Source organism: Alloalcanivorax sp. C16-1 (genome assembly GCF_046507805.1).
Classification (GTDB): Bacteria; Pseudomonadota; Gammaproteobacteria; order Pseudomonadales; family Alcanivoracaceae; genus Alloalcanivorax.
Genome location: NZ_JBKFTK010000003.1, coordinates 621635 through 646720 on the forward strand (window position 1 = coordinate 621635; position 25086 = coordinate 646720).

The window sequence follows — 25086 nt, forward strand, 5'->3', positions numbered from 1 at the left end:
CGTCGTTAACGCGTCTTTTTACAATTCACGAAAAATTCACAGAAACCGGCTGTCCTTGCCAAACTGACCGCGCAGAAAATCCATCTGGTCACCGCGAATGCGGTGGCTGTTAATCAGCGCCAGATATTCCGCCATGTTCGGCACATAGGGCAGCGCCAATAATTCCATATGGATTTCCTCGGGCAGGCGGTCGCCCTTGTGCTGATTGCAGCGCCGGCAGGCGGCCACCACGTTCAGCCAGTGGTCGCCGCCGCCCCGGGAGGTGGGGCGGATATGGTCGCGGGTGAGCTGGGCTTCGGGGAAGGTCTTGCCGCAGTACAGGCACAGGTGCTGGTCGCGGCGGAACAGGGCCCGGTTGGTGAGCGGCGGCCGGGTGCGGCGGCGCGGGCTGGCCAGGCCGTCGCAGGCGATGATCGAGTGCAGGGACAGGCGTGAGCGATCGCCGGTGTGGCGGCAGGTGCCGCCACGCAGCTGATAGATGACGTCGCCCAGGGTCCAGGTCACCAGGCCGCGGGCGTACAGCACCGCCGCCGCCTGCCAGTCCAGCCACTCCACCGGCGTGCCCGCCTTGTCCAGCCGCAGAATCCGGTCCGACCTTAAGATACCTTCACTCATCCGCCCACCTCGTCCTACGACGATAGTCCGCCCGCCGTGCGGGCTCTTGGAGGTCCGGCCCGCCGTCGGCGGCGGGCCGGACCCCGAAAACTGACGATTCGGTGACGGTGTCTTGGAAGGCGGGAAAGTTGTCGGCACGTCCGCGCTTCTCGACGGCGCGCCCTCGCGGAGCGCGTCTGCCCTGGTCTCTGGTTAACCGACCGCGACCGGCTAACCAGAAACAGAATTGCACAAATCATAAACAGCCCGGACGCGGGTCCGCAACCACGGCGCCGGCACGCATTGGCCGGGGCGCACCGGTGGCTGGCCATTCACGGCCTTCACCCGCGAGGCATATAGTGCCATTGTTCGATGACAATTTCGGTTCACTCATCGTCTTTGTTCCCCAGTGAATACCCAAGTAAGGGGGCGTCATGCCGTTTGACTATGTGATCGTGGGCGCCGGCTCCGCCGGTTGTGTACTCGCCAACCGGTTGTCGGAAAACCCGAACAACAAGGTGTGCCTGATTGAGGCCGGCCCGGACGACAACAGTCTGTTCATCCGCATTCCCGCCGGCATCATCTGGCTGATGCGCTCCAACGCCCGCAACTGGCGTTACTACACGGTGCCGCAGAAGGCGCTCAACAACCGCCAGATTTATATCCCCCGCGGCAAGACCCTGGGCGGTTCCTCGGCGGTCAACGCCATGTGCTATACCCGTGGCCATCCCTGGGATTACGACCACTGGCAGGAACTCGGTAACCCGGGCTGGGGCTATCAGGACGTGCTGCCGCTGTTCAAACGGTCGGAGCGTTACGAACCCGGCGCCGACGAGTTCCACGGCGACCGGGGCAATCTGAACATCGCCGAGCTGCGCTTCCGCCATCCGGTCAGCGAGGGGTTCGTGCAGGCCGGCGTGCAGGCCGGCCATCCGGCCACCGACGACTTCAACAACGCCACCCAGGAAGGGGTGGCGCTCTACAAGGTGAACCAGAAGGACGGTGAGCGCTGGGGCGTGGCGCGGGGTTATCTGCATCCGGCCCTGGAGCGCGACAATCTGACGGTGATGACCGACACCCTCGCCCACCGGGTGGTGTTCGACGGCAAGCGGGCCACCGGCGTGGAGGTGGAACGGCGCGGCCAGCGTCAGGTGATCGAAGCGGGCCAGGTGATTCTGTCCGGCGGCGCCATCAATTCACCGCAACTGCTCAAGCTGTCCGGTGTCGGCCCCCGCGACGAGCTGGCCGGCCACGGCATTCCGCTGGTCCATGACCTGCCCGGCGTGGGCGAGAACCTGCAGGACCACCCGGACGTGCTGGTGATTCACCGCAACCGGCGCCGCGATACCCTGACCATGGGCTCCTGGGAGCTGCCGTTCACCGGCGCCCGGGCGCTGTGGCAGTTCTTCACCCGGCGCCAGGGCCAGCTGACCTCCAACGTGGCGGAGGCCGGCGGCTTTATCAAATCCCGCCCGGAGGAACCGCGTCCGGATCTGCAGCTGCACCTCACCGCCGCCAAGCTCGACAACCACGGGCTCAACTGGCTGTTCAGCTTTGGCCATGGGTATTCCGGGCACGTCTGCATTCTGCGGCCGAAGAGCCGGGGCACCATCGGTCTGGCCGATGCCAACCCCCGTTCGCCGGCGCTGATCGATCCGCGTTTTCTGAGTGACCCGGACGACATGGAAGGCATGGTGCGCGGCGTCAAGGCGATGCGCAAAATCATGGCCCAGGACGCGCTGGCGCCCTGGCGCGGCGAGGAAATCGCCCCGGGCAGCGCGGTGCAAAGCGACGAGCAGATCCGCGACTTCCTGCGGCGCAAGTGCGACAACATTTATCACCCGGTGGGCACCTGCAAGATGGGCGTGGACGACCAGGCGGTGGTGGACCCGGACCTGAAAGTGCACGGCCTGGAGGGCCTGCGGGTGGTGGACGCCTCGATCATGCCGACCCTGATCGGCGGCAACACCAACGCGCCCACGGTGATGATCGCGGAAAAAGCCGCCGACAAGATCCTCGCCGAACAGGGTATGCCGCTTCCTTCATAAAGCCGTCATCCCCCCGCCCCACACTCCCCTGTAACGACGAAGATGTTCCGGGGGAGTGGACCATGAGCGCGGAGTCATCGCCGCGGGCGCGGCTGGTGGAATTGCTGTGGCAACTGAAGCAGAACTACGACCGTGGCGGCGACGGCGGTCCGCGCTTTGTTCATTTCAATACCCTGCTGAACGATTCCGAGTACCGCGCCGAAGTGATCGAGCAGGCGCTGACCAGCGACGATGCGCGCATCCGGGAGCTGGCGCGGAAGCTGAAAACCGCCAATCGCCAGGGCGTGCTGCTGGGCCGCCAGCCGAACACCGCCGTGGGCGGCCCGCCGCCGGCGCCGGCGGTCTCCCGGCGGGCCGTCGGTGGCCGGGTCTGGCTGACCGCCCTGGCGGTGCTGCTGGTGGCCGCCGGTGCCCTGTTGTATCGGCCGCTTCTGGTGATGGTGGCCGGCGAGCAGGTGGTGAGCGGCGTCCTTGACGGGGACACCACCTGGGGCGCGGACCGCACCTGGATCCTGGACGGCATCGTTTATGTGCAGAGCGGCACCCTGACGTTGGAGCCGGGCACCCGGGTGGAAGGCCGGCCCGGCGCCGCCCTGGTGGTGACCCGCGACGCCCGGCTGCACGCCGCCGGGCGGGCGGATGCGCCCATCCTGTTCACCAGCAACCAACCGGAAGGGACCCGCCAGGCCGGCGACTGGGGTGGCCTGGTGCTGCTCGGCGAGGCGCCGGTCAACCAGCCGGACGCGCACATCGAAGGGGTGCCGGACAACGATCCCCGGGGCGCCTTCGGCGGCCGCGACGCCGACGGCAGCTGTGGCGTGCTGGAATACGCGCGCATCGAGTTCGCCGGCTTCGAGGTCTACGCCAACAACGAACTGAACGGACTGACCCTGGGCGGCTGCGGCGGCGGCACCATCGTGCGTCATGTGCAGGTGCACCGGGCGCTGGACGACGGCATCGAGCTGTTCGGCGGCAACGCCGACCTGCGCCATGTGCTGATCACCGGCGCCGGCGACGATTCCCTGGACTGGGACTGGGGCTGGCGCGGCCGGGTGCAGTTTCTCATCGCCCAGCAGTACAGCAGCGTCGGCGACAACGGCTTCGAAGCGGACAACAACGGCGACCGCCACGACGCCGAACCCGGGTCGGAACCGGTGATGTACAACGTCAGCCTGATCAGCCCGCGCAGCCACGGCCGGCATCACCGGGCCATGACCCTGCGCGAGGGCACCGGCGGTCACTTCCACAATATGGTGATCAGCGGGTTCTCCGGCGAGACCCTGGACATTCAGGACGCCAGCACGGTGGCCAATCTGAACGCCGGCCGGCTCACTTTTGACGCGGTGGTGGTGCACGGCGTCGGCGCCCGTGGCGTGAGCTGGTTCGAGCGCGAGGCCGGCGACGGCGACGACGACGGCGGCCTGGACGAGGAAGACTTTTTCCGCGCCCTGCCCGGCCTGCGCTTCGGCGAGGACCCGATGTACACGCGCAACGCCACCGATCTGGTCCGGCCCGACTACACGCCGGCGCGCAACTCGCCGCTCAAGGACGGGGCGGTGGCGCCCCCCCAGGGGGAATTCTGGGACGAGGGCGCGCTCTACCTGGGGGCGGTGCGGCCCGGCGCGGCGCGCACCTGGGTGGACGGCTGGACCGACTTTCCGCTGAATTAAAGGACGCCCCCGAGCGGGATCAAGAGGGACCGAACACGCCGTCGTTCTTCAGGCGCTGGAATTCCTCTTCGCCGAGGCCCAGTTCCTCGCGCAGCACCGCCTCGGTGTGGCCGCCGGCCTCGCCACCGGGCCAGCGGGTGCCGCCGGGGGTGCCGGCCAGGCGCGGCGCCATGGCGGGAATCTTCAGAGGTTTACCGTTGATCTCCACCTGCTGGAACAGGCCCCGGGCCTGGAAGTGCGGGTCGGCCATCATGTCGGCGGCGCTGTAGATCGGCCCGCAGGGCACCCGGGCCTTTTCCAGACGACGTAGCACCTCGGCGCTGTCCAGGGTGGCGCACCAGGCCTCGATGGCGCCGTCCACTTCCGCTTCGTGTTCCACCCGGCCGGCGTTGTGGGCCAGACGCGGGTCCCCGGCCAGGTCGGCGCGGCCGGCGGTGGTCATCAGCCGCTTGAAGATGGAGTCGCCGTTGCCGCCGATGATCACGTACTTGCCGTCGGCGCAGCGGTAGGTGTTGGTGGGCACGATGCCGGTGACCGTGGAGCCGGCCGGCTCGCGGATCAGCCCGGCGCCGTCGAACTCGGGGATCACCGCCTCCAGCAGATTGAACACGGTTTCGTAGAGCGCCACGTCCACCACCTGCCCCCGGCCGCTGCCGCGCCGCTCGAACAGGGCCAGCAGAATGCCCAGGGCGGCGTGCAGGCCGGCCACGGTGTCGCCCAGGGACAGATTGGGCCGCACCGGCCGCTCGCCGGGGAAGCCGTTGACGTAACGCAGGCCGCCGATGCCTTCGCACACCGAGGCATAGCCCGGCTTGTCCGCGTAGGGCCCGTCCTGGCCGTAGCCGGAAATGCGCGTGTAGATCAGCCCCGGATTGCTGTCGGTGAAACGGTCCGGGCCCAGGCCCCAGTTTTCCAGGGTGCCGGGGCGGAAATTCTCGATCAGCACGTCGGCACCGTCGATCAACCGGGCGGCCAGATCGCGGCCGGCGTCGCTTTTCAGATCCAGGGTCACCGAACGTTTGTTGCGGCCGATGCTGCGCCACCAGAACGAGGTGCCGCTGTCGTCCAGCTTGCGCCAGCCGCGGATCGGGTCGCCGCCGGGGGGCTCCACCTTGATCACCTCGGCGCCGAAGTAGGCCAGCAGCGTGCCCGCGAAGGGCCCGGCGATCAGTTGTCCCAGTTCCACCACCTTGACCCCGGCCAGGGGCAGCGCGCGTTCGCTCATGTCCGTTCCTTTGCTTCGCCAGGGCCGCTATTGTCCGGGCTGTTCCCGCCGTCGTCCACGAACACGGTACAATCGCGCTTCCCCCCGGACAGGAGACAGCATGACCCCGGAACGTCTGCGGCGCCTGCGGGCCACCCTGGCCCGCCGCCAGCCGGACCTGAGCGTGATCATGGATGGCGTGCACAAGCCGCACAACATCGCCGCCGTGGTGCGCACCTGCGACGCGGTGGGGGTGCTGGAGCTGCACGCCGCGCTGCCCAACAACCGGGCCCGCGACACGGTGCGCACCGCCCTGGGCTCGCAACGCTGGGTCAACGTGCGCGAGCACCACGACGGCGAGGAGGCCATCCGCGCGGCCCGCGAGCGCGGCCTGCAGGTGCTGGCGGCGCACTGGTCGGAGCAGGCGGTGCCCTACCGGGAGGTGGACTACACCCGCCCCACCGCCCTGCTGCTGGGCACCGAGCGCACCGGCGTCGACGCCACCAGCGCGGCGGCGGCGGACCGCCATGTGTTCATCCCGATGATGGGCATGGTGTCGTCGTTCAACGTCAGCGTGGCGGCGGCCATCATTCTCGCCGAGGCCTGCGAGCAACGGCGCGCCGTCGGCCTGTACGACCGCTCGCGGCTGAGCGAGGCCCAGCACCACGACACCTTGTTCAAATGGGCGTACCCGAAACTGGCGGAACATTGCCGGCGCTTCGGCGTGCCCTACCCGGCGCTGCGCGAGGACGGCGAACTCGCCGACCCGGGGCGCTTCAACTTCCAGCTCAGCGAGGCGATCCGCCGTGGCCCCATGCAGTAACCCCCCGGCCGCCCTGCAGGCGCGGCTCAACCGGCTGCTGCCGGACATCCGCCTGCTGGCCACGCCACTGCCGCTGGTGCCGTCGCTGTCCCTGTGGCTGCTGGACCGGCTGGTGGACGAGCGGCTCGACCAGGCGGTGGCCAACGCGCTGATGGAAGCGCCGCCCTACTGGGCCCTGTGCTGGGCCTCCGGGCAGGTGCTGGCGCGGCACCTTCTGGCGCACCCGGAGCGGGTGCGGGGCCGCTGCGTGGTGGACGTGGGGCCCGGCTCCGGCGTGGTGGCGATCGCCGCCGCCCGCGCCGGCGCCGCCCGGGTGATCGCCTGCGACCTGGACCCGGACGCGCTGGCCGCCACCGAGGCCAACGCCGTGCTCAACGACGTTCGCGTGGAACTGAGCGACGATCTGGACGCCTGCCTGGCGGTGGCCGACCGGCTCACCGCCGCCGACATTCTCTACGACCGGGACAACCTGCCGCTGCTGGAACGGTTCCGCGCCGCCGGCATGCCGGTATGGCTGGCGGATTCGCGCATCGCCGATCTGGACCCGCCGGGCTTTACGTTGCTCGGCCACTGGCGGGCCACCACCTGGCCGGACCTGGGCGAATCCGAGGACTACAACCGCGTGCGGATTTTCGAATTGGAACCCTGATCACGGTTTTCGGTCGAAAGCCTCGTTACGCCTCAATGGTAAGGAGGATTGACCTTGTACATCCCATTGAAATCATTCACTGCCTCGAAACACTCCGCTCTGCTGGCCTGGGCCGCCGCCCTGCTGCTGGCGTTTTCGCAGACCGCCGGGGCCACCCTGCCCGACCGCACGCCGAGCGGTGGCGCCATGCCGTCGCTGGCGCCGATGATCGAAAGCGTGTCGCCGGCGGTGGTCAACATCGCGGTGGAGGCGCAGGTGCGCCAGGCCCAGAACCCGCTGATGCAGGACCCGTTCTTCCGCCGCTTCTTCGATCTGCCGGAGCAGGCGCCCACCCGCCGCGCGGTGGCCGCCGGCTCCGGGGTGATCGTGGACGCCAAGAACGGTTATGTGCTCACCAACGCCCATGTGGTGCGCAACGCCGACAAGATCGAGGTGACGCTCACCGACGGGCGCGAGCTGTCCGCGGAGCTGGTCGGCCTGGACCAGGAAGTGGACCTGGCGGTGCTCAAGCTGGAATCCGCCGACGACCTGACCCAGGTGACCCTGGCGGATTCCTCGCTGATGCGGGTGGGCGATTTCGTGGTGGCCATCGGCAACCCCTTCGGGCTCGGCCAGACCGTTACCTCCGGCATCGTCTCGGCGCTGGGCCGCACCGGCCTGGGCATCGAGGGCTATGAGAATTTCATCCAGACCGACGCGTCGATTAACCCGGGTAACTCCGGCGGCGCCCTGGTCAACCTGGATGGCGAGCTGGTGGGCATCAACACCGCCATACTGGCGCCGGCCGGCGGCAATGTGGGCATCGGCTTCGCCATTCCCACCAGCATGGCCGAGAACGTGATGACCCAGCTGATCGAGCACGGCGAGGTGCGCCGGGGCATGCTCGGCGTCACCGTGCAGGACCTCACCGACGAACTGGCCGAGGCCCTTAACGTGGAGGCCCGCAAGGGCGTGGTGATCACCAATGTGGTGGGCGACAGCGCCGCCGCCAAGGCCGGGCTGAAAGCCGGCGACGTGGTGCAGGCGGTGGACGGCGTGCCGGTGAACCGGGCCTCGGACCTGCGCAACAAGGTGGGTCTGTCGCCGGTGGGCGAGAAGATCGAGCTGAATATCCTGCGCGACGGCAAGGAGCGGCAGGTGACGGCGGTGATCACCGAGTCCGGCGAGAAGGCCAGCGCCGGCAATGCCATTTCCCAGTACCTGGAAGGCGCGGATCTGCGCAATCTGCGCGAGGGCGAGCTGAGCCATGCCGACAAGGGCGTGCTGGTGGAGAAGGTGGAGCGTAACTCCGCCGCCTGGCGGGCCGGTCTGCGCCGGGGCGATGTGATCATCAACGCCAACCGCAAGGACATCGCCAACATGAGCGAGCTGCAGGGCGCGGTGACCGACAAGAAAGCGGCGCTGTTGTTGCGGGTGAACCGGGACGGGGGAATTTTCTTCGTCGTGGTGCGGTAGGAAGTGCGGTGTTTCCAGCGAGGCGCGCGTCAGGGTTAGGCCCTTTCGGGAACGCCGTGAACCCCCGCAAGCGGGCCCGGCCACCCATCACAGATGGGCGGCGTTCGGCGGCGCGCGAAGCAGTGCTTCGCAACACGCTTGCCTCACCCCTGTAGGCTCCCTTTCGAACGTCCTGTTCTCAAGGGTCCCGAAAGGGCCTAACCCTGACGCGCTTCGAGGTAAACCGCGAAGGTGTGGTGAAGCCCGGCGTCAGAGGCGGGAGAGCTGGCGGTAGAGGTTGTCCATCACCCGGGCGCTGAGCAGGCGGGCGCGGTCGGTTTGCGGGCCGTCGAAGTGGTCGTCAAGGTTGGCGTGGAACAGCACCAGCCAGCGTTCGTGGTGGGCGCCGGTGAGCGGTTCCCGGGCGTGCACGGCGCGGTGCCTGGCCATCATATGGCGGTTGTAGCCGGGCTGGTTGAGCAGCAGCTTTTTCCAGAACGCGGCGATCAGTGGCAGATGGGTGTCCAGATCGATGCGCGCCACCTCCAGGAACACCGGCGCCAGCAGCGGGTCCGCCAGCACCCGGTCGTAGAACAGGCGCACCATGCGGTCGATCCGTTCCGGGCTGTCCAGGTCCGGTTTGTCGCTGTCCCGGGGGCGCGGCGCCAGGCCCGGGACGAACCGTTGCGGGGCGCTCACCAGCGCAGGCGACCGGTGAGCATGTCCTTGAACATGACGAAGTCGCCGGCCAGGCTGTACCAGGGATGCTTGAAGGTGGCCGGGCGGTTCTTCTCGAAGAAGAAGTGCCCCACCCAGGCGAAGCCATAGCCCACCACCGGCAGCAGCAGCAGGCCCCACAGGTTGCCGGTCAGGAACACGCCCACCAGCACCGCGAACAGGCCCAGGGTGCCGAAGAAGTGCAGCCGGCGGCAGGTCGGGTCGCTGTGTTCCTGCAGGTAGTAGGGGTAGAACTCCTCGAAGCTCTGAAAATCCGATTGTTTGACGCTGTTCATACTGTTCACCTTTCTGGTCGCTACTGACGGCGCGCACCGGGTGCCGGGTTCCTTCGGCCATTGTCCACGTCTGGCGACGCCGGACAATGGCCGGCTGCTGTTCGGTATACAGGATATATCATGATTTTCAGTCCCCGTCTGAACCGTTTGCTGTGCGAGACCCGCACGCCGATTCCCCGCGATCTGGGCCGCCTGACCCACACCGGCGCCGAGGTGGCGCCCGCCCGGGCGGGCCTGGACGAGGACGGGGTGGCGGCCATCCGCCGGGCGCTGCGCGGCCTGTACCGCACCGGCATGAGCCCGGGCATCGCGCTGTGTCTGCGCCGGCGGGGCCAGGTGGTGGTGGACCGGACGATCGGCTACGCGGACCCGGTCAGCGAGCGCCTGCTTACCCCGGAAACTCCGGTTTGTCTGTTTTCCGCGTCCAAATCCATCACCGCCATGCTGGTCCACCATGGCGCCGAACAGGGGTTGCTGGACCTGGACCGGCCGGTGAGCCATTACCTGCCAGCCTACGGCCGCGCCGGCAAGCAGCACACCACGATACGCCAGATGCTCACCCACCGGGCCGGCATTCCACGCCCGGACCGGCCGGTGGATCCCGACATCCTGTATCGTCCGGACGACATTCTCGACATCCTTTGCCGCGCCGAACCGGCCACCCTGGGCACCCAGGCCTACCACGCCATCACCGCCGGTTTCGTGCTCGGCGCGGTGCTGGAAGCGGTCACCGGCGAGTCGCTCAACGCCACCCTGGACCGGGTGGTGCGCCAGCCACTGGGGATGCGCCATTTCACTTTCGGCGGCACCGGCCCGGAACGGGCCCGGGACGTGGCCACCGGGCGTCCCACCAAACTGGTGGATCTGTTTCTCAACCATGCGGTGGGCGGCACCCTGGGCGAGGTGGTGCGGGTTACCAACGACGACCGCTTCCAGGATACCGTGGTGCCGGCGGGCAATCTGTACGCCACCGCCGAGGAGGCCAGCCGCTTTTTCCAGATGCTGCTGGACGACGGCCGCTGGCAAGACCGGCAGGTGTTCCGGCCGGAGACCGTGCGTGAAGCGCGCCGGCCCGCCTCCCGGCGGCCCCGGCTGGACCGCACTCTGATGCTGCCACTGACCTTTTCCGCCGGCTTCATGCTGGGCAACCCGGGCATCGGCCTGTTCGGCCCGGCGGCGCCGCGGGCCTTCGGTCACCTGGGCTTTATCACCATCTTTTGCTGGGCGGACCCGGACCGGGCGCTGAGCGGCGCCCTGCTGACCACCGGCAAGGGCCTGGTGGGCCCGCACCTGCCGGCGCTGCTCAATCTGCAATACACCATCAACCGGGTCACCGCCGGCGACTGATCGCGGCCGATCTCTCGATAAAACATGGATAAAAAAGGTTCATCGCAGTTTAGCGGGAAGTCTCGCTCCAGCCGGGGCGCGACTCAGGGCGCGACGCCCTTCCGGGACCGCCGCGAGTACGTCCCTGTAGGCTCCCTTTCGAACGTCCTGTTCTCAAGGGTCCCGGAAGGGCGTCGCGCCCTGAGCCGCTTAGCAGTGAGCCTCCGCGCCCCCGACAGGAGCTAACAAATTCGACGACGAAAACGACGAACAAAAAAAAGCCGGCCTTCTTGCGAGGGCCGGCTTTTTAATTTGGTCGGAGTAGCAGGATTCGAACCTGCGACCCCTACGTCCCGAACGTAGTGCTCTACCAGGCTGAGCTATACTCCGAATGTGCGGCGTATTCTAGCAGCGAAATTTCAGAATACCACCGTTTTAAACCCCACCTTGAATCAACTGCCGATATTCTGGCCAGCCCGCCCCCCAAAGGGCACAATGCCGGCCCCCTCGACACCCCCGGAGACGCCCGTCATGCCTGAAACCCGCCTTGGTGATCTGGTCCTGCGCCGCTGGCCCCGTCAGCGCGGCGACACCCTGCAGGCGTTCGACGGCGCCGACCGCTATCTGCTGCGGCTGCTCGCCGAGGAAGCGGTGGGCGAACGCACCCTGGTGATCAATGACCAGTGCGGCGCTCTGTGGCTGGGGGCCGGCGAACACGGCCCGACCTGGAGTGCCGGCGACGATTGGGTGGCGCGGCGGGCGGCGCTGGCCAATGGCGAGGACAATCAACGGCCATTGGACACCGCCCATTGGCTGTGGCCGTGGCGGACGCCGCCGGAATCACCGCACCAGGTATTGCTGCGCCTGCCCAAGAGCCTGTCGTTGCTGGAAGGGCAACTGGCCTGGCTGGCCGGATGGCTGCCCGCCGGCACGCCGATTCTGGCGGCGGGCATGGACAAGCACCTGCCGCCGCAGCTGGTGCCGCTGATGGAACGCTACCTGGGCGAGACCAAGGCCGGCCTGGGTTGGAAAAAAGCGCGGGTATTCCGGGCCGGCGCCCCGGGCGAGGCGCTGGCGCCGATGCCGGAGCCGGCCACGGTGGCGCTGCCGGCCCGGGGCTGGACGCTGAGCGCCGGGCCCGGCGTGTTCGGGCGCCGACATCTGGACATCGGCGCCCGCTTTCTGCTCGCCCATCTGCCCCGGGAGGTGACCGGCCGGGCGGCGGACCTGGGCTGCGGCAACGGCGTGCTGGGGCTCGCTCTGGCGGCGGACAACCCGGACGCGCGGGTCACCTTCTGCGATGTGTCGTCACTGGCGGTGGACAGCGCCCGGCACAATGCCGAGGCGCTGTTCGGCGCGGAGCACGGCCACCGCTTTCATCTCGGGCACGGGCTGGACGGCGTGGAAGAGGCGTTCGATTGTATTGTGCTCAACCCGCCGTTCCATCGTGGCCATGCGGTGGACGACCGGGTGGCGCGCACCCTGTTCCGCCATGCCCACCGGCATCTGGCGCCCGGCGGAGAACTGCGGGTGGTGGCCAACCGGCATCTGCCGTACCGGCGACCGCTGGCGAAACTGTTCGGGCAGGCCGATATTCTGGCGCAAAACGAAAAGTTCGTGATTTACCGCTGTGTGGCCGCCGGCGGCTGAGCTAAAGCGCGGTGGGGTCGATCTGATCGAACGACGAGACTTTCGGGTGGGAGCTGTCCTTGATGGCGCCGTCCCGGTCCAGCAGCACGGTGCGCAGGCCGGCGGCGCGGGCCGCGTCCAGCTCCGCTTCCACGTCGGACAGAAACAGAATGGTCTCCGCCGGCTGACCGATGGCCTTCTGGATCACGCGGTAGCTGTCCGCCTCTTTCTTGCCACCGCTGGTGGTGTCGAAGAAGCCGCTGAACAGCGGCGTCAGATCTCCCGCTTCCGAGTAGCCGAAGAACAGCTTCTGGGCGGCGATGGAGCCGGAGGAGTACACGTACAGCGGCAGCCCGGCGTCGTGCCATTGGCGCAGCTGGGGGGCGCTGTCCGGGTAAAGATGCGCGCGGTAATCGCCCTGTTCGTAGCCGGCCCGCCAGATCAGCCCCTGCAGCGTTTTCAGCGGCGTGATCTTGCGGTCCTCGGCGATCCAGCGGCGCAGCACGCGGGCGGCGTCCGCCGGCGTATCCAGCGCCGCGCCGGCCTGGTCGGCGGCCTCGCCCACGGCGGCGGCCACCGCCGGGTCATCCCAGTGGCGCTCCAGAAACGCCTCCATCTGCCGGTCGGCGTAGGGAAACAGCACGTCCTTGACGAAGGCGATGCTGCTGGTGGTGCCCTCGATGTCGGTGAGAATGGCGTTGACGGTCATCGGGGGGTTCAGTTTTCCAGACGGTTGAAACGCAGGGCGATGTCATCGCCGGTGAAGTGGGCGACCCAGCCATCCGGATTGTTGAACAGACGGATGGCGGTGAAGCGCGGGTTGGGGCCCATGTCGAACCAGTGCGGGGTGTTGGCCGGCACCGAGATCAGGTCGCCCTTGCTGCACAGCACCTCGTAGACACGCTCGCCGATGTGCAGGGTGAACAGGCCCTGGCCGTCCACGAAGAAGCGCACTTCGTCCTCGCCGTGGCGGTGCTCGTCCAGGAACTTGACCCGCGCCGCGTCCTTCTGCGGATGGTCCGGGGTCATGCTGACCACGTCCACGGTCTGGTAGCCTTCCTCGCGCATCAGCCGCTGAATGTCGTCCTTGTAGGCTTCGATCACCTGTTCCTGGGTGGGCTGGTCGGCCAGCTCGGCGTCGGCGGCCCATTGCTCGTAGCGCACGCCCACCTTGTTCAGTTCCTCGGCCATGGCCAGCTTGTCGTTGACGATCATCTCCGGGCTTTCCGGATGGCCGTCGCGGTAGATCTTCAGGTTGCTCATAGCGGTCCTCGTTCAGGTCGCGGCCCGGGTCAGCCCAGCCGGCGGCGGTCCAGTTCCACCGCCAGCAGGGTTTCCAGGGCTTCCAGCTGCCGGTAACAGGCGGGCATGTCCGCCGCCCAGGTATAAAGGCCGTGGCCACGGATCAGATAGGCGTGGGTGATGCGCCCGGCGTCCAGCTGGCGGTCCACGTCCGCGGCCAGGGCGGCGATGTCCTGGCTGTTGTCGAACACCGGAATGGTAAGCCGGGTCTCGTGGGTTTGCACACCGTCCAGGGCCTTCAGCAGTTCATAGCCTTCCAGGGTCAGGTGGTCGGCGGGCCAGTGCATGGTCAGCACGGTGGCGGCGTGGCTGTGGGTGTGCAGCACCGCGCCGATGGCCGGGTCGCGGCGGTACAGGCCGGTGTGCAGCAGGGTTTCCGCCGACGGTTTGCCGTCGCCCACCGGCTGGCCGTCCAGGTCCACCACCATGATGTCGGTTTCCCGCAGCAGTCCTTTGTCGCGGCCGGAGCGGGTGATCGCCGCGTGGTCGGCGTTCAGGCGCAGGGAATAATTGCTGCTGGTGGCCGGCGACCAGCCGTGTTCATAAAGGCGCCGCCCGGTGGCGGCCAGGGTGCGGGCCGCTTCCCGGTAGGCGCTGGTGGAGTAGGGGCGTTCGGTCATGACGGTCTCCGCGCGAAATGGTCGGCCAGGGCGCTCCGGTCCGGGTCGTGGATGACGCCGCTCTCGGTGACGATGGCGGTGATCAGTTCCGCCGGCGTCACATCGAAGGCCGGGTTGTAGACCGGGCAGCCCTCCGGCGCCATGGCGGTGCCGCCAAACCGGCGCACCTCGTCCGGGTCCCGTTCCTCGATAACGATGCCGGCGCCGTTCTCCATGGCCGGGTCCAGGGTGGAATCCGGCGCCGCCACGATGAACGGCAGACGATGATGGCGGGCCAGCACCGCCAGATTGTAGGTGCCGATCTTGTTGGCGGTGTCGCCGTTGGCGGCGATGCGGTCGGCGCCCACCACCACCGCGTCCACCTGGCCGCGGGCCATCAGCAGGCCGGCGGCGCTGTCCGCCACCAGGGTCACCGGAATGTTTTCCTGCATCAGTTCCCAGGCGGTGAGGCGGGCGCCCTGCAGCCAGGGCCGGGTTTCGCCGGCGAACACCGCCTTCAGGTGGCCGTTGCGCCAGGCGGAGCGCACGATGCCCAGAGCGGTGCCGTGGCCGCCGGTGGCCAGGGCGCCGGTGTTGCAATGGGTATAGAGGGAGGCGTTGGGCGGCAGCAGGGCGGCGCCCAGTTCGCCCAGGCGCTGGTTGGCGGCCTGGTCGTCCTGGTGGATACGTTCCGCCTCGCGCACCAGCCGTTTGCCCAGGGCGGCCCCGGGCTCGCCGTCGAAGCGGGCGCGCAGCCGGTCCAGGGCCCAGAACAGGTTCACCGCGGTGGGGCGGCTGGCGGCCAGGATTTCCAGCGCCGGCGCCAGCCGCGCGGCGCTGGCGCCGGCGCCCAGCCGCAGGGCTTCCAGGGCCAGGCCGTAGGCGGCGGTGATGCCGATGGCCGGCGCGCCGCGCACCGCCATCTGGCGAATGGCGTCGGCGGCGCCGGCGGCATCACGCACCTCCAGCCACTCGGTGTGGGCGGGCAGCCGGCGCTGGTCGAGCAGCAGCAGATGATCGTCGAGCCAGTGAATGGCGGGGCTTTCAATCGGCATCAGGGTCCCTTACTTGTTGATCACCCGGCTTGGTGATCACTCGGCGGATTGAGGGGCGGGCGACGGTAGCGGCGCCGGATCCAGTTCACCGAGCGCAGCACGCCGGGGCGGCGCATGATAGCGCGTTCGATCCGGTATTTCCCCGGGAAGGTGCTGACCATCAGCGCGATCAGAATGGTCAGAATTCCCTGGCCGGGCAGCACCAGCATCAGCACTCCGGCGGCCAGCAGCACCAGCGCCAGGGCGTTGCGGAGCACCCACAGCATCCAGGCCAGCGGCCCGCGATAGCGCACCGGCCGCGACGGCTGATGGAAATAGTCCACCGGCATGCGCACCACCAGCCAGGGGATCGCCAGCATCGACGCCAGCGCCATGATCACGCCGGCCACGGTAAGTGCCGGCAGCCAGGGTTCCACGGCATCGATCAGCGGTGCCAGCCCGGCGGGCCATTGGAAATTCAAACGTCGTCTCCAGATCGTGGCGAACGCCGCGCTTTATCGCCGCCGCCGCCCTGTGGCGTACAATGGCGGCACTGGACCGGCAATTCAATCGCTCTGCGGCAGGAGAGACCCGATGGTTTGGAAACTGATTCTCGCGGTACTGGTGGGGCTGGCCATCGGCGCCGCCCTGGGCGCTCTGGTGTGGCGCTGGATGGCGCGCCGCCAGGAACGGGCTCGCCAGGCGGCGCGTTACCGTGAGCTGGTGGACAGCCTGGATGTGCTGAGCCGCGCCCTGTTGCAGGGGCAGGTGGACAGCAGCGAGGCCAGCATCCGCATGGCGGTGCTGCTCGATTGCCTGCCCGCGGACGTGGCGCCGAAGGTGGACCTGGCGGCGATTCACCAGCTCGCCGAAGCCTGCGACGACTTCGACCGGGGCGAGGCGCGGCAACGGCTGACGCCGGCGGAGCGCAATCGCCAGGATCTGGCGCGGCTGCAATTGGAGGACGATCAGAACCCGGCGGTGCTGGCCGCCGCCGGCCGCCTGCAGGAGGTGATCGGCGAGTGGCGGACCCGGTTATCGGCTTGACCGCGGCGCAAGCCGCTCCTGCGCCTGGCCCGTAGGAGCGGCTTCAGCCGCGATCCGGCGGTGGTGGCGAGCACTGGCTCTACAGACGCGCCCGCCAGTCTCGAAAGCGGCGAGGCGCGAGCGACCATGCAGTATCATCGCGCCTCCGTTTTCGCAGTGAAGCCGACTCAGAATTATGAGCCAATCCTCCCTGTATGTGGCCTTTCCGGCCTCCGATACCCTGCGTGATCGCATCGACACCTTTATCGCCGCCACCGCCCGGGAACCCGGGCGCAGTCACGTGGACAGCCTCGACGCGATCATGGACCCGTTTCTTGACGAGGTCCTGCACACCTATTTCACCGGCCCCATCGACGCGGTGAACGCCAAGGGCCCGGCGGTGAATGTGATCCTCGGCGCCATGAAGGTCATCAGCAAGGCCGCCCACGGGCTGGCCGGGCGGTTGATGCGCAAGACCAGCGTCGAGGAACAGCAGGCCCTGGCCGCCCATTTCGCGGCCCTGCGTCTGGAGAAGGATGGCCAGGTGTTTATCGGTTACCCGCTGACGCCGGCCCTGGCGGAGCGGGCCAGCCTGGTGTTCCAGGAGTTCGCCGACGGCCAGGGCGAAATGAAGCGTCTGGTGGAAGTGATGGACGGCATCAGCGCCGGCGCCATTGAGAATTACCTGGACAAGACCGTGGGCAATCTGGAGCTGGGCCGCATCAACCGTGGCCTGGTGGCCGGCGCCCGCGCCACTATCAAGAAAGCGTCCGCGTCGTCCGTGGAAAAAGGCATCCCGGCCATGGACCGGGAACACCGCCAGCCGGTGGTGGCTTATTTCGAATCCCTGCTGCTGGACCTGCGGCCGGCGACCTGAGCCCCGGCATCACCGTCAACGAAAACGGGCCGCTGCGAAGCGGCCCGTTTTCGTTGGGGCGTCGCGCGAAGGCCGGCTCAGTTCGTGCCGGAGTCCGAGGACGGGGAGGGGGCGCCGCTGGCCGTGGATGAGCCGCCGGAGGTCGCCGCTTTCTTGGCTGTCGCTTTGCGAGCCGTGGCTTTTTTACTGGCGGTTTTCTTGGCGGGGGTCTTCCTGGCGGTGGACTTCTTGGCCGCCTTTTTGGCGGTGGCTTTCTTGGTGGTGGCTTTTTTGGCGGTGCTCTTCTTGGCGGCCGCTTTCTTTGCCGTGACTTTCTTCGGCGCGACCTTCTTCTCGATATCGCGGGCGCGTTTTTCCAGATCCTTCTGATACTGGTTGATCACCTTGGCCAGGCTGTTGGCCTGCTTGGCGGTGGCCTTGAGCACCCGCACCTCGGTTTCCAGAAAGCGCTTGCGGGCCTCGGAGTCATCCACGCGCAGACGGGCATCGTCCACCGCCTTGCGGGCCCGGTCCACCTGCCGCTGCACCGTGGAGGTGGCTTTGTTCCGGTACTCCGCCTGCAGTTTCTCCAGCCGGTTGAGGCGCTCGCGGCGTCGCTGCATCTCTTCGTTGACCCGTTTGCGGGCCTTTTCCAACTGGGTTTCCAACTGCGCGATCTGCTTGTCCCGTTCCTGATCGAAGCGCTCGGCGAGCTTGCGGATCTGACCCTGCAGTTCGTCGAGGCGGTCTCTTACCTTATTAGCGGCCATGGATGACTCCCTTTCCCCTTGATTGATTGGCGGTGCGGATCGCCGGACTACCGATCCGCTTGAAACTGTATGTCACATTTTTGCCCTGGACAACCGCCGTCGCGCCGCCGGACGGCGGCTTTATGATGCAATCGTGTAACCGCCCGGTGGCCGGTCACGGCGGTGCCGGCGAATTGTGGTTTGCGCGGTGAACGGGGATACTGGGCGCCTCATCAACGGACGGATCGATTATGCCGGTTTCCTTCGATGGCAAGTTGGTGGTGGCGATCAGCTCCCGGGCGCTGTTTGATCTCAGTGACAGTCACCAGGTGTTCGAGCAGGAAGGGCTGGACGCCTTTCAGGATTATCAGGTCGCCCACGAGGATGACCTGCTGGCCCCCGGCGACGCCTTCGCCCTGGTCAAGAAGCTGCTCGCCATCAATGAGATGGAGGAGGGGCGCGGCCGGGTGGAAGTGATCCTGCTGTCGCGCAACAGCTCCGACACCGGTCTGCGGGTGTTCAATTCCATCGAGCATTACGGGCTGCCGATCACCCGCGCCGCCTTCGCCGGCGGACAGAGCCCGCACCGCTATGTGCCGGCGTTCGGCGCCCATGTGTTTCTGTCCACCGACGCGGAGGACGTGCGCAGCGTGCTGGACGCCGGGTTCGCCGCCGCCACCATTCTGTCCCGCGGCAGCCTGGACCCCACCGACTCGGTGTTGCGCATCGCCTTCGACGGCGACGCCGTGCTGTTTTCCGACGAGTCCGAGCAGCTGTTCCAGAGCGATGGCCTGGAGGCGTTCGCCGCCAACGAAAAAAGCGCCGCCCGCCAGCCGCTCAGCGACGGCCCGTTCCGTGGATTTCTGGAAGCGCTGCACCAGATTCAGCGGGAATTCACCCCGGCCCGCTGCCCGATCCGCACCGCCCTGGTCACCGCCCGTTCGGCGCCGGCCCATGAGCGGGTGGTGCGCACCCTGCGCAGTTGGGGCATCCGCATCGACGAAAGCCTGTTTCTGGGCGGTCTGCCCAAGGGCGAGTTCCTGCGTGCCTTCGGCGCCGACGTGTTCTTCGACGACCAGCAGGGCCACTGCGAATCCGCCAGCCGTCACGTGGCCGCCGGCCATGTGCCCCACGGCATTTCCAACCCGCGTCGCGAATCCGGCCAATAACCGCGCCGCCGGCGGGCCCCGGCATTGCCAGCTTCTTCACGTACTACTATGCTTGGAACGCATAATCGCCCGCATTTTTATAACCAAGCCCGGGTCCGGAACCCTTGGCGACCCCGCGGGTGGGGCGTCTCCGGCAAGGAGCGTTAATGAAGCTGCAGCAACTCCGCTATATTTGGGAAGTGGCGCGCCACGATCTCAATGTCTCGGCCACGGCTCAGGCCCTGTATACCTCCCAGCCCGGCATCAGTAAGCAGATTCGCATGCTCGAGGACGAGCTGGGCGTGGAAGTTTTCGCCCGCAGCGGCAAGCACCTGACCCACATCACCCCCGCCGGCGAGGCGATCCTGCGCATCGCCGGCGAGATTCTGCAGCAGACCGAATCGATCAAGCGGGTGGCCCAGGAATTCCGCGACGAGACCAAGGGCGAGTTGAGCATCGCCACCACTCACACCCAGGCCCGTTACGCGTTGCCACCGGTGATTCAGCAGTTCACCCGCCGTTTTCCGGATGTGTCCCTGCACATGAACCAGGGCACGCCCATGCAAATCGCGGAGATGGCCGCCGACGGCAGCGTCGATTTCGCCATCGCCACCGAGGCCCTGGAGCATTTCACCGATTTGATCATGATGCCCTGCTACCGCTGGAACCGTACCGTGGTGGTGCCGGAAGGGCACCCGCTGACGCAGGTGAAGCCCCTTACACTGGAAGCCCTGGCGGAATACCCGCTGGTCACCTATGTGTTCGGTTTCACCGGCCGCAGCAAACTGGATGACGCCTTCGCCGAGCAGGGGCTTGAGCCCCGGGTGGTGTTCACCGCCGCCGACGCGGACGTGATCAAAACCTATGTGAAGCTGGGCATGGGCGTGGGCATCGTCGCCCATATGGCGGTGGATCCGGTGCAGGACAAAGGGCTGGTGAACCTGGACGCCGGCCATCTGTTCGAGCCCAGCACCACCCGCATCGGCTTCCGCAAGGGCACTTTCCTGCGCGGCTTTATGTACGAATTCCTGCAGACCTTCGCGCCGCACCTGACCCGCGAGCGCATCGACGCCGCCGTGCAGGCCGGCAGCCGCGAGGAGCGCGAGGCGCTGTTCGCCGACCTGGAGCTGCCCAGCCGCTGACGCCCGGCACCGCGCCGGGCGCCGTTGCAAAGCCTCCGGGGCGCGGCTACATTGTGCCCGCCTTTTACCGGGCACTTACCGATTACCGAGCATTGACCGTTTAAGGGGATCACCGTGGAATTGCTTTGTCTGGACCTGGAAGGGGTGCTGATTCCGGAAATCTGGATCAACTTCGCCGAGCGCACCGGCATCGACGAACTGCGCGCCACCACCCGGGACATCCCGGACTACGACGAGCTGATGAAAATGCGGCTCGCCATCCTCGACCAGCACGGCTACGGCCTGCCGGACATCCAGAAAGTGATCGACACCCTGGAGCCCCTGGACGGCGCGGTGGAGTTCGTGGAGTGGGCCCGCGAGCATTTCCAGCTGATCATCCTGTCGGACACCTTCTATGAGTTCGCCCGTCCGTTGATGCGCAAGCTGGGGTCGCCGACCCTGTTCTGCCACAAGCTGGCGGTGGACGAAAACGGCCGCATCACCGATTACCTGCTGCGGCAGAAGGACCCCAAACGGGCCTCGGTGAAGGCGCTGCACACCCTGCATTACCGCATCATCGCCGCCGGCGACTCCTACAACGACACCACCATGCTCAGCGAAGCGGACCAGGGCATCCTGTTCCACGCGCCGGACAATGTGATCGCGGAATTCCCTCAGTTCCCGGCGGTGCACAGCTACGAAGACCTCAAGAAAGAGATCATCAAGGCCAGTCACCGCGACCTGCCCCTGTAACCCCTCTGTTATTTGTAGGAGCGGCTTCAGCCGCTCCTACGGTGTCGTGCCCAGCGCTTCCATCAGCTTGCGCACCTTGAACCAGCTTTCCTCGTATTCCTCCTCCGGGTCGGAGTCGTAGACGATGCCGCCGCCGCCGTGGCAGTAGAGGCGGTCGCCGTCGGTCTGCAGGGTGCGGATCAGGATGGTGCTGTCGAAGCGGCCGGCCCGGTCCTGCCAGAACAGGCTGCCGCAGTAGGCGCCACGGGGGTGGGGCTCCAGCTCGGCGATGATTTCCATGGCCCGCTTCTTGGGGGCGCCGGTGATGCTGCCGCCGGGGAAGGCGCTGAGCAGGGCGCCCAGCGGCGTGATGCCCGGGCACAGGGTGCCGGTCACCGTGGACACCAGATGCTGCACGTTGCTGAAGCGGCGCAGCTCGAACAGCGGGTCCACGCGGATCGAGCCGGCGGTGCAGAAGGCGCCCAGATCATTGCGCAGCAAATCCACGATCATCAGATTCTCGGCCCGGTCCTTGGGGTGGCGGCGCAGCGCCTCGCCCAGGGTCCGGTCCTCGAGCTCATCCCGACCACGGGGGCGGGAGCCCTTGATCGGCTCGGTGCGTACCCGTCCGCCATCGATACTCAGAAAACGTTCCGGTGACACGCCGAACACCGCCTCGTCGCCGTCGCGGAAGAAGCTGGCATGGGGAGCCGGGTGGGCGGCCAGCAGCCGCGCGAACGCGGCCAGCGGGTCGCCCCGCCAGCGCGCCTGGAAGCGCTGGGCGTAATTCACCTGATAGCAGTCGCCGGCGCGCAGATAGTCGCGGATGCGGGCCAGTGCCCGGCGATAGTCGGCGGCGTCCTGGTCCGGGCGGAATGGGGCGGTGAGCCGGAAGCGGTCAAGGGCGGGGGCCTGGAACGGGCGCGGCGGCTCGCGGAACAGATGCACCACGGTGTCGGCGCCGGCGGGGGCGCCGGCCAGACCGTGCAGGGCCGGGCCGGCGTCGTAGGGCAGCAGCCCGCAGGCGAACACGCAGTCTTCCTCCAGCGCTCGCTGGACCTGGTCGGGCAGGGCGCGCAGGGCGGCCGGGTCGCGGGCGCGCAGGGTGCGCGCCGGCGTGCCCAGGGCCATGGGCCGGCCATCCGCCATGAACACCGCATGGGGCCGGCGGCCAGGCAGGTCGTCGTCGAGGGGCTGCGTGTCGGTCATCGGGGTTCCGGTGAGCGTGGACACCGGCGCGGTGCGCCGGGGAGGGCGTAGTGTAGCGTCGGGCCCGGGGGCCGGCAAAGCCATCGGCGGGGCTCTGGCTATTGTCGACAATCCACATTGAAAGATGGAGGTTTGGAGGGTAAAGTGCCGACCAGTCTTTTTCATTGTCGACAATGACAGGCGGAATGCTTCATGGAACAGTTGGCCGACGACAGCGCCCGCACCCTGGCCGACCGGGTCTTCGCCCGGTTGCAGGACGACATCGTGCGCGGTGTCATCGCCCCCGGCAGCAAGGTCAGCGAAACCGAGCTGGCCGGTCGCTACGGCGTCAGCCGCGGCCCCCTGCGCGAAGCCATCCGCCGGCTGGAATCGCGCAAGCTGGTGGAGCGCGAGGTGCACGTGGGCACCCGGGTGGCGTCCCTGAGCTTCACCGATTTGATCGAAATCTACTACGTGCGCGAGGCCCTGGAAGGGCAGGCCGCCCGGCTTGCCGCCGAGCGCATGAGCGAGCAGGAGGTAGCCGGCCTGTATCAGCTGCTGGCCCAGCACGAGCAGCAACAGGACCTGCGCGAGGACACCGCCTACTTCCAGCGCGAATTCGACCTGGACTTTCACTATCGCATCATCCAGGGCAGTCACAATCAGACGCTGATCCGCATGCTGATCGGCGAGCTGTATCACCTGGTGCGGATGTACCGCTACCAGTTCAGCACCACGGCCAACCGGCCGCAGAAAGCCCTGCACGAACATCGCCGCATCGTCGAGGCCATCGAGTCCCGCGACGCGGAAATGGCTGAACTCCTGATGCGCCGCCATATCGGTCGCGCACGGGAAAACATCGAACACCAGGCCCAGCAAAGGAGTCCGTAATGAGCCGTCCGATCAGTGCCGGTGCCCGTTTCCGGCAAGCCCTGGCGGAAGAACAACCGCTTCAGATCATGGGCACCATCAATGCCTACACCGCGATGATGGCCGAGAAGGTCGGCTACCGCGCCATCTACCTGTCCGGCGGCGGCGTCGCCAATGCCTCCTACGGACTGCCCGACCTGGGCATGACCACCATGAACGATGTACTCGAGGACGTGCGCCGCATCAGCGCGGCCTCGGAGGTGCCGCTGCTGGTGGACATCGATACCGGCTGGGGCGGCGCCTTCAACATCGGCCGCACCGTCAAGGAGATGATCCGCGCCGGTGCCGGTGCCGTGCACCTGGAAGACCAGGTGGCGCAGAAGCGCTGCGGCCACCGGCCCAATAAGGAAATCGTTTCCAAGGAAGAGATGGTGGACCGCATCAAGGCCGCCGCCGACGCCCGTACCGATGACGACTTCTTTATCATCGCCCGCACCGACGCCTTCCAGAAGGAAGGGATCGACGCGGCGGTGGACCGGGCCCGGGCCTGCCTGGAAGCCGGTGCCGACGGCATCTTCGCCGAGGCGGTGCACACCCTGGAGGACTACAAGGCATTCTCCGACGGGCTGGGCGGCGCGCCCCTGCTGGCCAACATCACCGAATTCGGCGCCACGCCGCTGTTCACCCGCGAAGAACTGCGCGACGCCGGCGCCGGCATGATCCTGTACCCGCTGTCCGCGTTCCGCGCCATGAACCAGGCGGCGCTGCGCGTGTACCAGACGATCCGCGAGGAAGGTACTCAGAAGAACGTGGTCGACACCATGCAAACCCGCATGGAACTGTACGACTTCCTGGGTTACCACGACTACGAACAAAAACTCGACGAGCTCTTCGCCAAGCAGCGCGGAGAATAAACGACCCGTCAATACGAGGACGATGACGATGGCAGAGAAGCAACCCAACAGCGCTGGCCTGCGCGGCCAGGTAGCCGGTAAAACCGCCCTTTCCACCGTGGGCAAAAGCGGCTCCGGCCTCACTTACCGTGGCTACGACGTCAAGGACCTGGCGGAGAACTGCCAGTTCGAGGAGGTGGCCCACCTGATTCTGAAAGGCGCGCTGCCCACCCAGGCGGAACTGGACGCCTACAAGAAGAAGCTCAAGGGTCTGCGTGGTCTGCCCCAGGCGCTCAAGGAAGTGCTGGAGCGGATTCCCAAGGACGCCCACCCCATGGACGTGATGCGCACCGGCTGCTCGGTGCTCGGCAATCTGGAAACGGAAACCAGCTTCGATCAGCAGCAGGACGCCACCGACCGCATGCTGGCGGCGTTCCCGAGCATCATCTGCTACTGGTACCGCTACAGCCATGACGGCGTGCGCGTGGAAACGGAAACCGATGACGATTCCATCGGCGCCCACTTCCTGCACCTGCTGCGCGGCGAGAAGCCCAACGACCTGCACGAAGCGGTGATGCACGTTTCCCTGATCCTGTACGCGGAGCACGAGTTCAATGCTTCCACGTTCACCGCCCGTGTTTGCGCCTCCACCCTGAGCGACCTGCACAGCTGCATCACCGGCGCCATCGGCACCCTGCGCGGCCCGCTGCACGGCGGCGCCAACGAGGCGGCCATGGAGATGATCGAGAACTTCAAGGACCCGGACGACGCCGAGAAAAGCATGCTCGGCATGCTCGAGCGCAAGGAAAAGATCATGGGCTTCGGCCACGCGATCTACCGCGAGTCCGACCCGCGCAACGCCATCATCAAGCACTGGTCGGAAAAGCTGTCCCGGGACGTCAACGGCGAAAACCTCTACAACATTTCCGTGCGCTGCGAGGAAGTGATGTGGCGCGAGAAGAAGCTGTTCTGCAACGCGGACTTCTTCCACGCCTCCGCCTACCACTTCATGGACATCCCCACCAAGCTGTTCACGCCGATCTTCGTGATGAGCCGCCTGACCGGCTGGGCCGCCCATGTGTTCGAGCAGCGCGCGGACAACCGCATTATCCGTCCCAGTGCCGAATACACCGGTCCGGAGCTGCGCAAGGTCACGCCGATCGCCGAGCGGGGTTGAG

At 67.3% G+C, this 25086-nt stretch carries 26 protein-coding genes and 1 tRNA gene; 15 read left to right on the forward strand and 12 right to left on the reverse strand.

Annotated features, from left to right (window positions below; translation table 11 throughout):
* Window positions 1–36 precede the first annotated feature (36 nt).
* Window positions 37–615 carry an HNH endonuclease gene (locus ACLD0W_RS13570; RefSeq protein WP_410308017.1) on the reverse strand — a complete coding sequence of 193 codons (579 nt, stop codon included), beginning with the start codon at window positions 613–615 and terminating at the stop codon, window positions 37–39.
* A gap of 413 nt (window positions 616–1028) precedes the next feature.
* On the opposite strand from ACLD0W_RS13570, the gene ACLD0W_RS13575 reads away from it, so the two are divergent.
* Together ACLD0W_RS13575 and ACLD0W_RS13580 are read left to right on the forward strand one after the other, a co-directional pair.
* Window positions 1029–2642, forward strand: a complete 1614-nt coding sequence (locus ACLD0W_RS13575; protein WP_410308018.1) for a GMC family oxidoreductase — start codon at window positions 1029–1031, stop codon at window positions 2640–2642.
* A gap of 62 nt (window positions 2643–2704) precedes the next feature.
* Window positions 2705–4312 carry a hypothetical protein gene (locus ACLD0W_RS13580; RefSeq protein WP_410308019.1) on the forward strand — a complete coding sequence of 536 codons (1608 nt, stop codon included), beginning with the start codon at window positions 2705–2707 and terminating at the stop codon, window positions 4310–4312.
* 19 nt (window positions 4313–4331) lie between these two features.
* Here ACLD0W_RS13580 and ACLD0W_RS13585 read toward each other — a convergent pair whose 3' ends face one another.
* Window positions 4332–5537 (reverse strand): CaiB/BaiF CoA transferase family protein, encoded by a 1206-nt coding sequence (locus tag ACLD0W_RS13585; protein WP_410308020.1) that lies wholly within the window; start codon window positions 5535–5537, stop codon window positions 4332–4334.
* A gap of 100 nt (window positions 5538–5637) precedes the next feature.
* Between ACLD0W_RS13585 and trmH the strand changes: the two genes are divergently transcribed.
* Genes trmH through ACLD0W_RS13600 form a run of 3 tightly spaced genes read left to right on the forward strand, consistent with a single transcriptional unit; the run spans window position 5638 to window position 8443 of the window.
* Window positions 5638–6339 carry a tRNA (guanosine(18)-2'-O)-methyltransferase TrmH gene (gene trmH, locus ACLD0W_RS13590; RefSeq protein ID WP_410308021.1) on the forward strand — a complete coding sequence of 234 codons (702 nt, stop codon included), beginning with the start codon at window positions 5638–5640 and terminating at the stop codon, window positions 6337–6339.
* A complete protein-coding gene (locus tag ACLD0W_RS13595; RefSeq protein ID WP_410308022.1) occupies window positions 6323–6988 on the forward strand; it encodes a class I SAM-dependent methyltransferase in 666 nt (221 codons plus the stop codon). The genes trmH and ACLD0W_RS13595 overlap by 17 nt, the downstream gene beginning before the upstream one ends.
* A gap of 60 nt (window positions 6989–7048) precedes the next feature.
* Window positions 7049–8443, forward strand: a complete 1395-nt coding sequence (locus tag ACLD0W_RS13600) for a DegQ family serine endoprotease (RefSeq protein WP_410308061.1) — start codon at window positions 7049–7051, stop codon at window positions 8441–8443.
* A gap of 249 nt (window positions 8444–8692) precedes the next feature.
* On the opposite strand, the gene ACLD0W_RS13605 is transcribed toward ACLD0W_RS13600, so the two are convergent.
* Window positions 8693–9121 carry a group III truncated hemoglobin gene (locus ACLD0W_RS13605; protein ID WP_410308023.1) on the reverse strand — a complete coding sequence of 143 codons (429 nt, stop codon included), beginning with the start codon at window positions 9119–9121 and terminating at the stop codon, window positions 8693–8695.
* A complete protein-coding gene (locus ACLD0W_RS13610; protein WP_204427290.1) occupies window positions 9118–9435 on the reverse strand; it encodes a DUF962 domain-containing protein in 318 nt (105 codons plus the stop codon). The genes ACLD0W_RS13605 and ACLD0W_RS13610 overlap by 4 nt, the downstream gene beginning before the upstream one ends.
* Window positions 9436–9555: 120 nt before the next feature.
* On the opposite strand from ACLD0W_RS13610, the gene ACLD0W_RS13615 reads away from it, so the two are divergent.
* Window positions 9556–10782 (forward strand): serine hydrolase domain-containing protein, encoded by a 1227-nt coding sequence (locus tag ACLD0W_RS13615; RefSeq protein ID WP_410308024.1) that lies wholly within the window; start codon window positions 9556–9558, stop codon window positions 10780–10782.
* Between the two features lie 292 nt (window positions 10783–11074).
* Here ACLD0W_RS13615 and ACLD0W_RS13620 read toward each other — a convergent pair.
* Window positions 11075–11151 (reverse strand) — tRNA-Pro (locus ACLD0W_RS13620).
* 141 nt (window positions 11152–11292) lie between these two features.
* On the opposite strand from ACLD0W_RS13620, the gene ACLD0W_RS13625 reads away from it, so the two are divergent.
* Complete coding sequence (locus ACLD0W_RS13625) at window positions 11293–12411, forward strand: methyltransferase (RefSeq protein ID WP_410308025.1); 1119 nt, start codon at window positions 11293–11295, stop codon at window positions 12409–12411.
* A 1-nt stretch (window position 12412) separates the two neighbouring features.
* On the opposite strand, the gene mtnC is transcribed toward ACLD0W_RS13625, so the two are convergent.
* The 5 genes from mtnC to ACLD0W_RS13650 are packed head-to-tail and all read right to left on the reverse strand — an operon-like array spanning window position 12413 to window position 15807.
* Entirely contained in the window at window positions 12413–13099 is a 687-nt protein-coding gene (mtnC, locus tag ACLD0W_RS13630; protein ID WP_410308026.1) for an acireductone synthase, read from the reverse strand.
* A gap of 8 nt (window positions 13100–13107) precedes the next feature.
* Window positions 13108–13653, reverse strand: a complete 546-nt coding sequence (locus tag ACLD0W_RS13635) for a 1,2-dihydroxy-3-keto-5-methylthiopentene dioxygenase (protein WP_410308027.1) — start codon at window positions 13651–13653, stop codon at window positions 13108–13110.
* Window positions 13654–13682: 29 nt separating this feature from the next.
* Window positions 13683–14312, reverse strand: a complete 630-nt coding sequence (locus ACLD0W_RS13640) for a methylthioribulose 1-phosphate dehydratase (RefSeq protein WP_410308028.1) — start codon at window positions 14310–14312, stop codon at window positions 13683–13685.
* The gene (gene mtnA / locus ACLD0W_RS13645) at window positions 14309–15346 is read right to left on the reverse strand and encodes an S-methyl-5-thioribose-1-phosphate isomerase (RefSeq protein WP_410308029.1); all 1038 of its coding nucleotides are present in this window, start codon (window positions 15344–15346) and stop codon (window positions 14309–14311) included. The genes ACLD0W_RS13640 and mtnA overlap by 4 nt, the downstream gene beginning before the upstream one ends.
* Before the next feature lie 20 nt (window positions 15347–15366).
* Window positions 15367–15807, reverse strand: coding sequence for a hypothetical protein (locus tag ACLD0W_RS13650; protein WP_410308030.1), 441 nt, complete (start codon window positions 15805–15807; stop codon window positions 15367–15369).
* 112 nt (window positions 15808–15919) lie between these two features.
* On the opposite strand from ACLD0W_RS13650, the gene ACLD0W_RS13655 reads away from it, so the two are divergent.
* Entirely contained in the window at window positions 15920–16372 is a 453-nt protein-coding gene (locus tag ACLD0W_RS13655) for a DUF2489 domain-containing protein (protein WP_410308031.1), read from the forward strand.
* A 175-nt stretch (window positions 16373–16547) separates the two neighbouring features.
* Window positions 16548–17228 (forward strand): hypothetical protein, encoded by a 681-nt coding sequence (locus ACLD0W_RS13660; protein WP_410308032.1) that lies wholly within the window; start codon window positions 16548–16550, stop codon window positions 17226–17228.
* Between the two features lie 77 nt (window positions 17229–17305).
* Here ACLD0W_RS13660 and ACLD0W_RS13665 read toward each other — a convergent pair whose 3' ends face one another.
* Entirely contained in the window at window positions 17306–17977 is a 672-nt protein-coding gene (locus tag ACLD0W_RS13665) for a hypothetical protein (RefSeq protein ID WP_410308033.1), read from the reverse strand.
* Window positions 17978–18207: 230 nt separating this feature from the next.
* On the opposite strand from ACLD0W_RS13665, the gene ACLD0W_RS13670 reads away from it, so the two are divergent.
* The 3 genes from ACLD0W_RS13670 (at window position 18208) to thrH (ending at window position 20978) form a co-directional block, all read left to right on the forward strand.
* Window positions 18208–19125 (forward strand): 5'-nucleotidase, encoded by a 918-nt coding sequence (locus ACLD0W_RS13670; RefSeq protein ID WP_410308034.1) that lies wholly within the window; start codon window positions 18208–18210, stop codon window positions 19123–19125.
* A gap of 146 nt (window positions 19126–19271) precedes the next feature.
* Window positions 19272–20246 carry an HTH-type transcriptional regulator CysB gene (gene cysB, locus ACLD0W_RS13675; RefSeq protein WP_410308035.1) on the forward strand — a complete coding sequence of 325 codons (975 nt, stop codon included), beginning with the start codon at window positions 19272–19274 and terminating at the stop codon, window positions 20244–20246.
* A 114-nt stretch (window positions 20247–20360) separates the two neighbouring features.
* A complete protein-coding gene (thrH, locus tag ACLD0W_RS13680) occupies window positions 20361–20978 on the forward strand; it encodes a bifunctional phosphoserine phosphatase/homoserine phosphotransferase ThrH (RefSeq protein ID WP_410308036.1) in 618 nt (205 codons plus the stop codon).
* Between the two features lie 36 nt (window positions 20979–21014).
* Here the strand turns inward: thrH and ACLD0W_RS13685 are convergent, their stop codons facing one another.
* Window positions 21015–22166 (reverse strand): anthranilate synthase component I family protein, encoded by a 1152-nt coding sequence (locus tag ACLD0W_RS13685; protein WP_410308037.1) that lies wholly within the window; start codon window positions 22164–22166, stop codon window positions 21015–21017.
* Between the two features lie 192 nt (window positions 22167–22358).
* Between ACLD0W_RS13685 and ACLD0W_RS13690 the strand changes: the two genes are divergently transcribed.
* The 3 genes from ACLD0W_RS13690 to prpC are packed head-to-tail and all read left to right on the forward strand — an operon-like array spanning window position 22359 to window position 25085.
* Window positions 22359–23036 (forward strand): GntR family transcriptional regulator, encoded by a 678-nt coding sequence (locus tag ACLD0W_RS13690; RefSeq protein WP_410308038.1) that lies wholly within the window; start codon window positions 22359–22361, stop codon window positions 23034–23036.
* Complete coding sequence (gene prpB / locus ACLD0W_RS13695; protein ID WP_410308039.1) at window positions 23036–23929, forward strand: methylisocitrate lyase; 894 nt, start codon at window positions 23036–23038, stop codon at window positions 23927–23929. The genes ACLD0W_RS13690 and prpB overlap by 1 nt, the downstream gene beginning before the upstream one ends.
* 28 nt (window positions 23930–23957) lie before the next feature.
* Window positions 23958–25085 (forward strand): 2-methylcitrate synthase, encoded by a 1128-nt coding sequence (prpC, locus tag ACLD0W_RS13700; protein WP_410308040.1) that lies wholly within the window; start codon window positions 23958–23960, stop codon window positions 25083–25085.
* The last annotated feature ends 1 nt before the right edge of the window (window position 25086 follow it).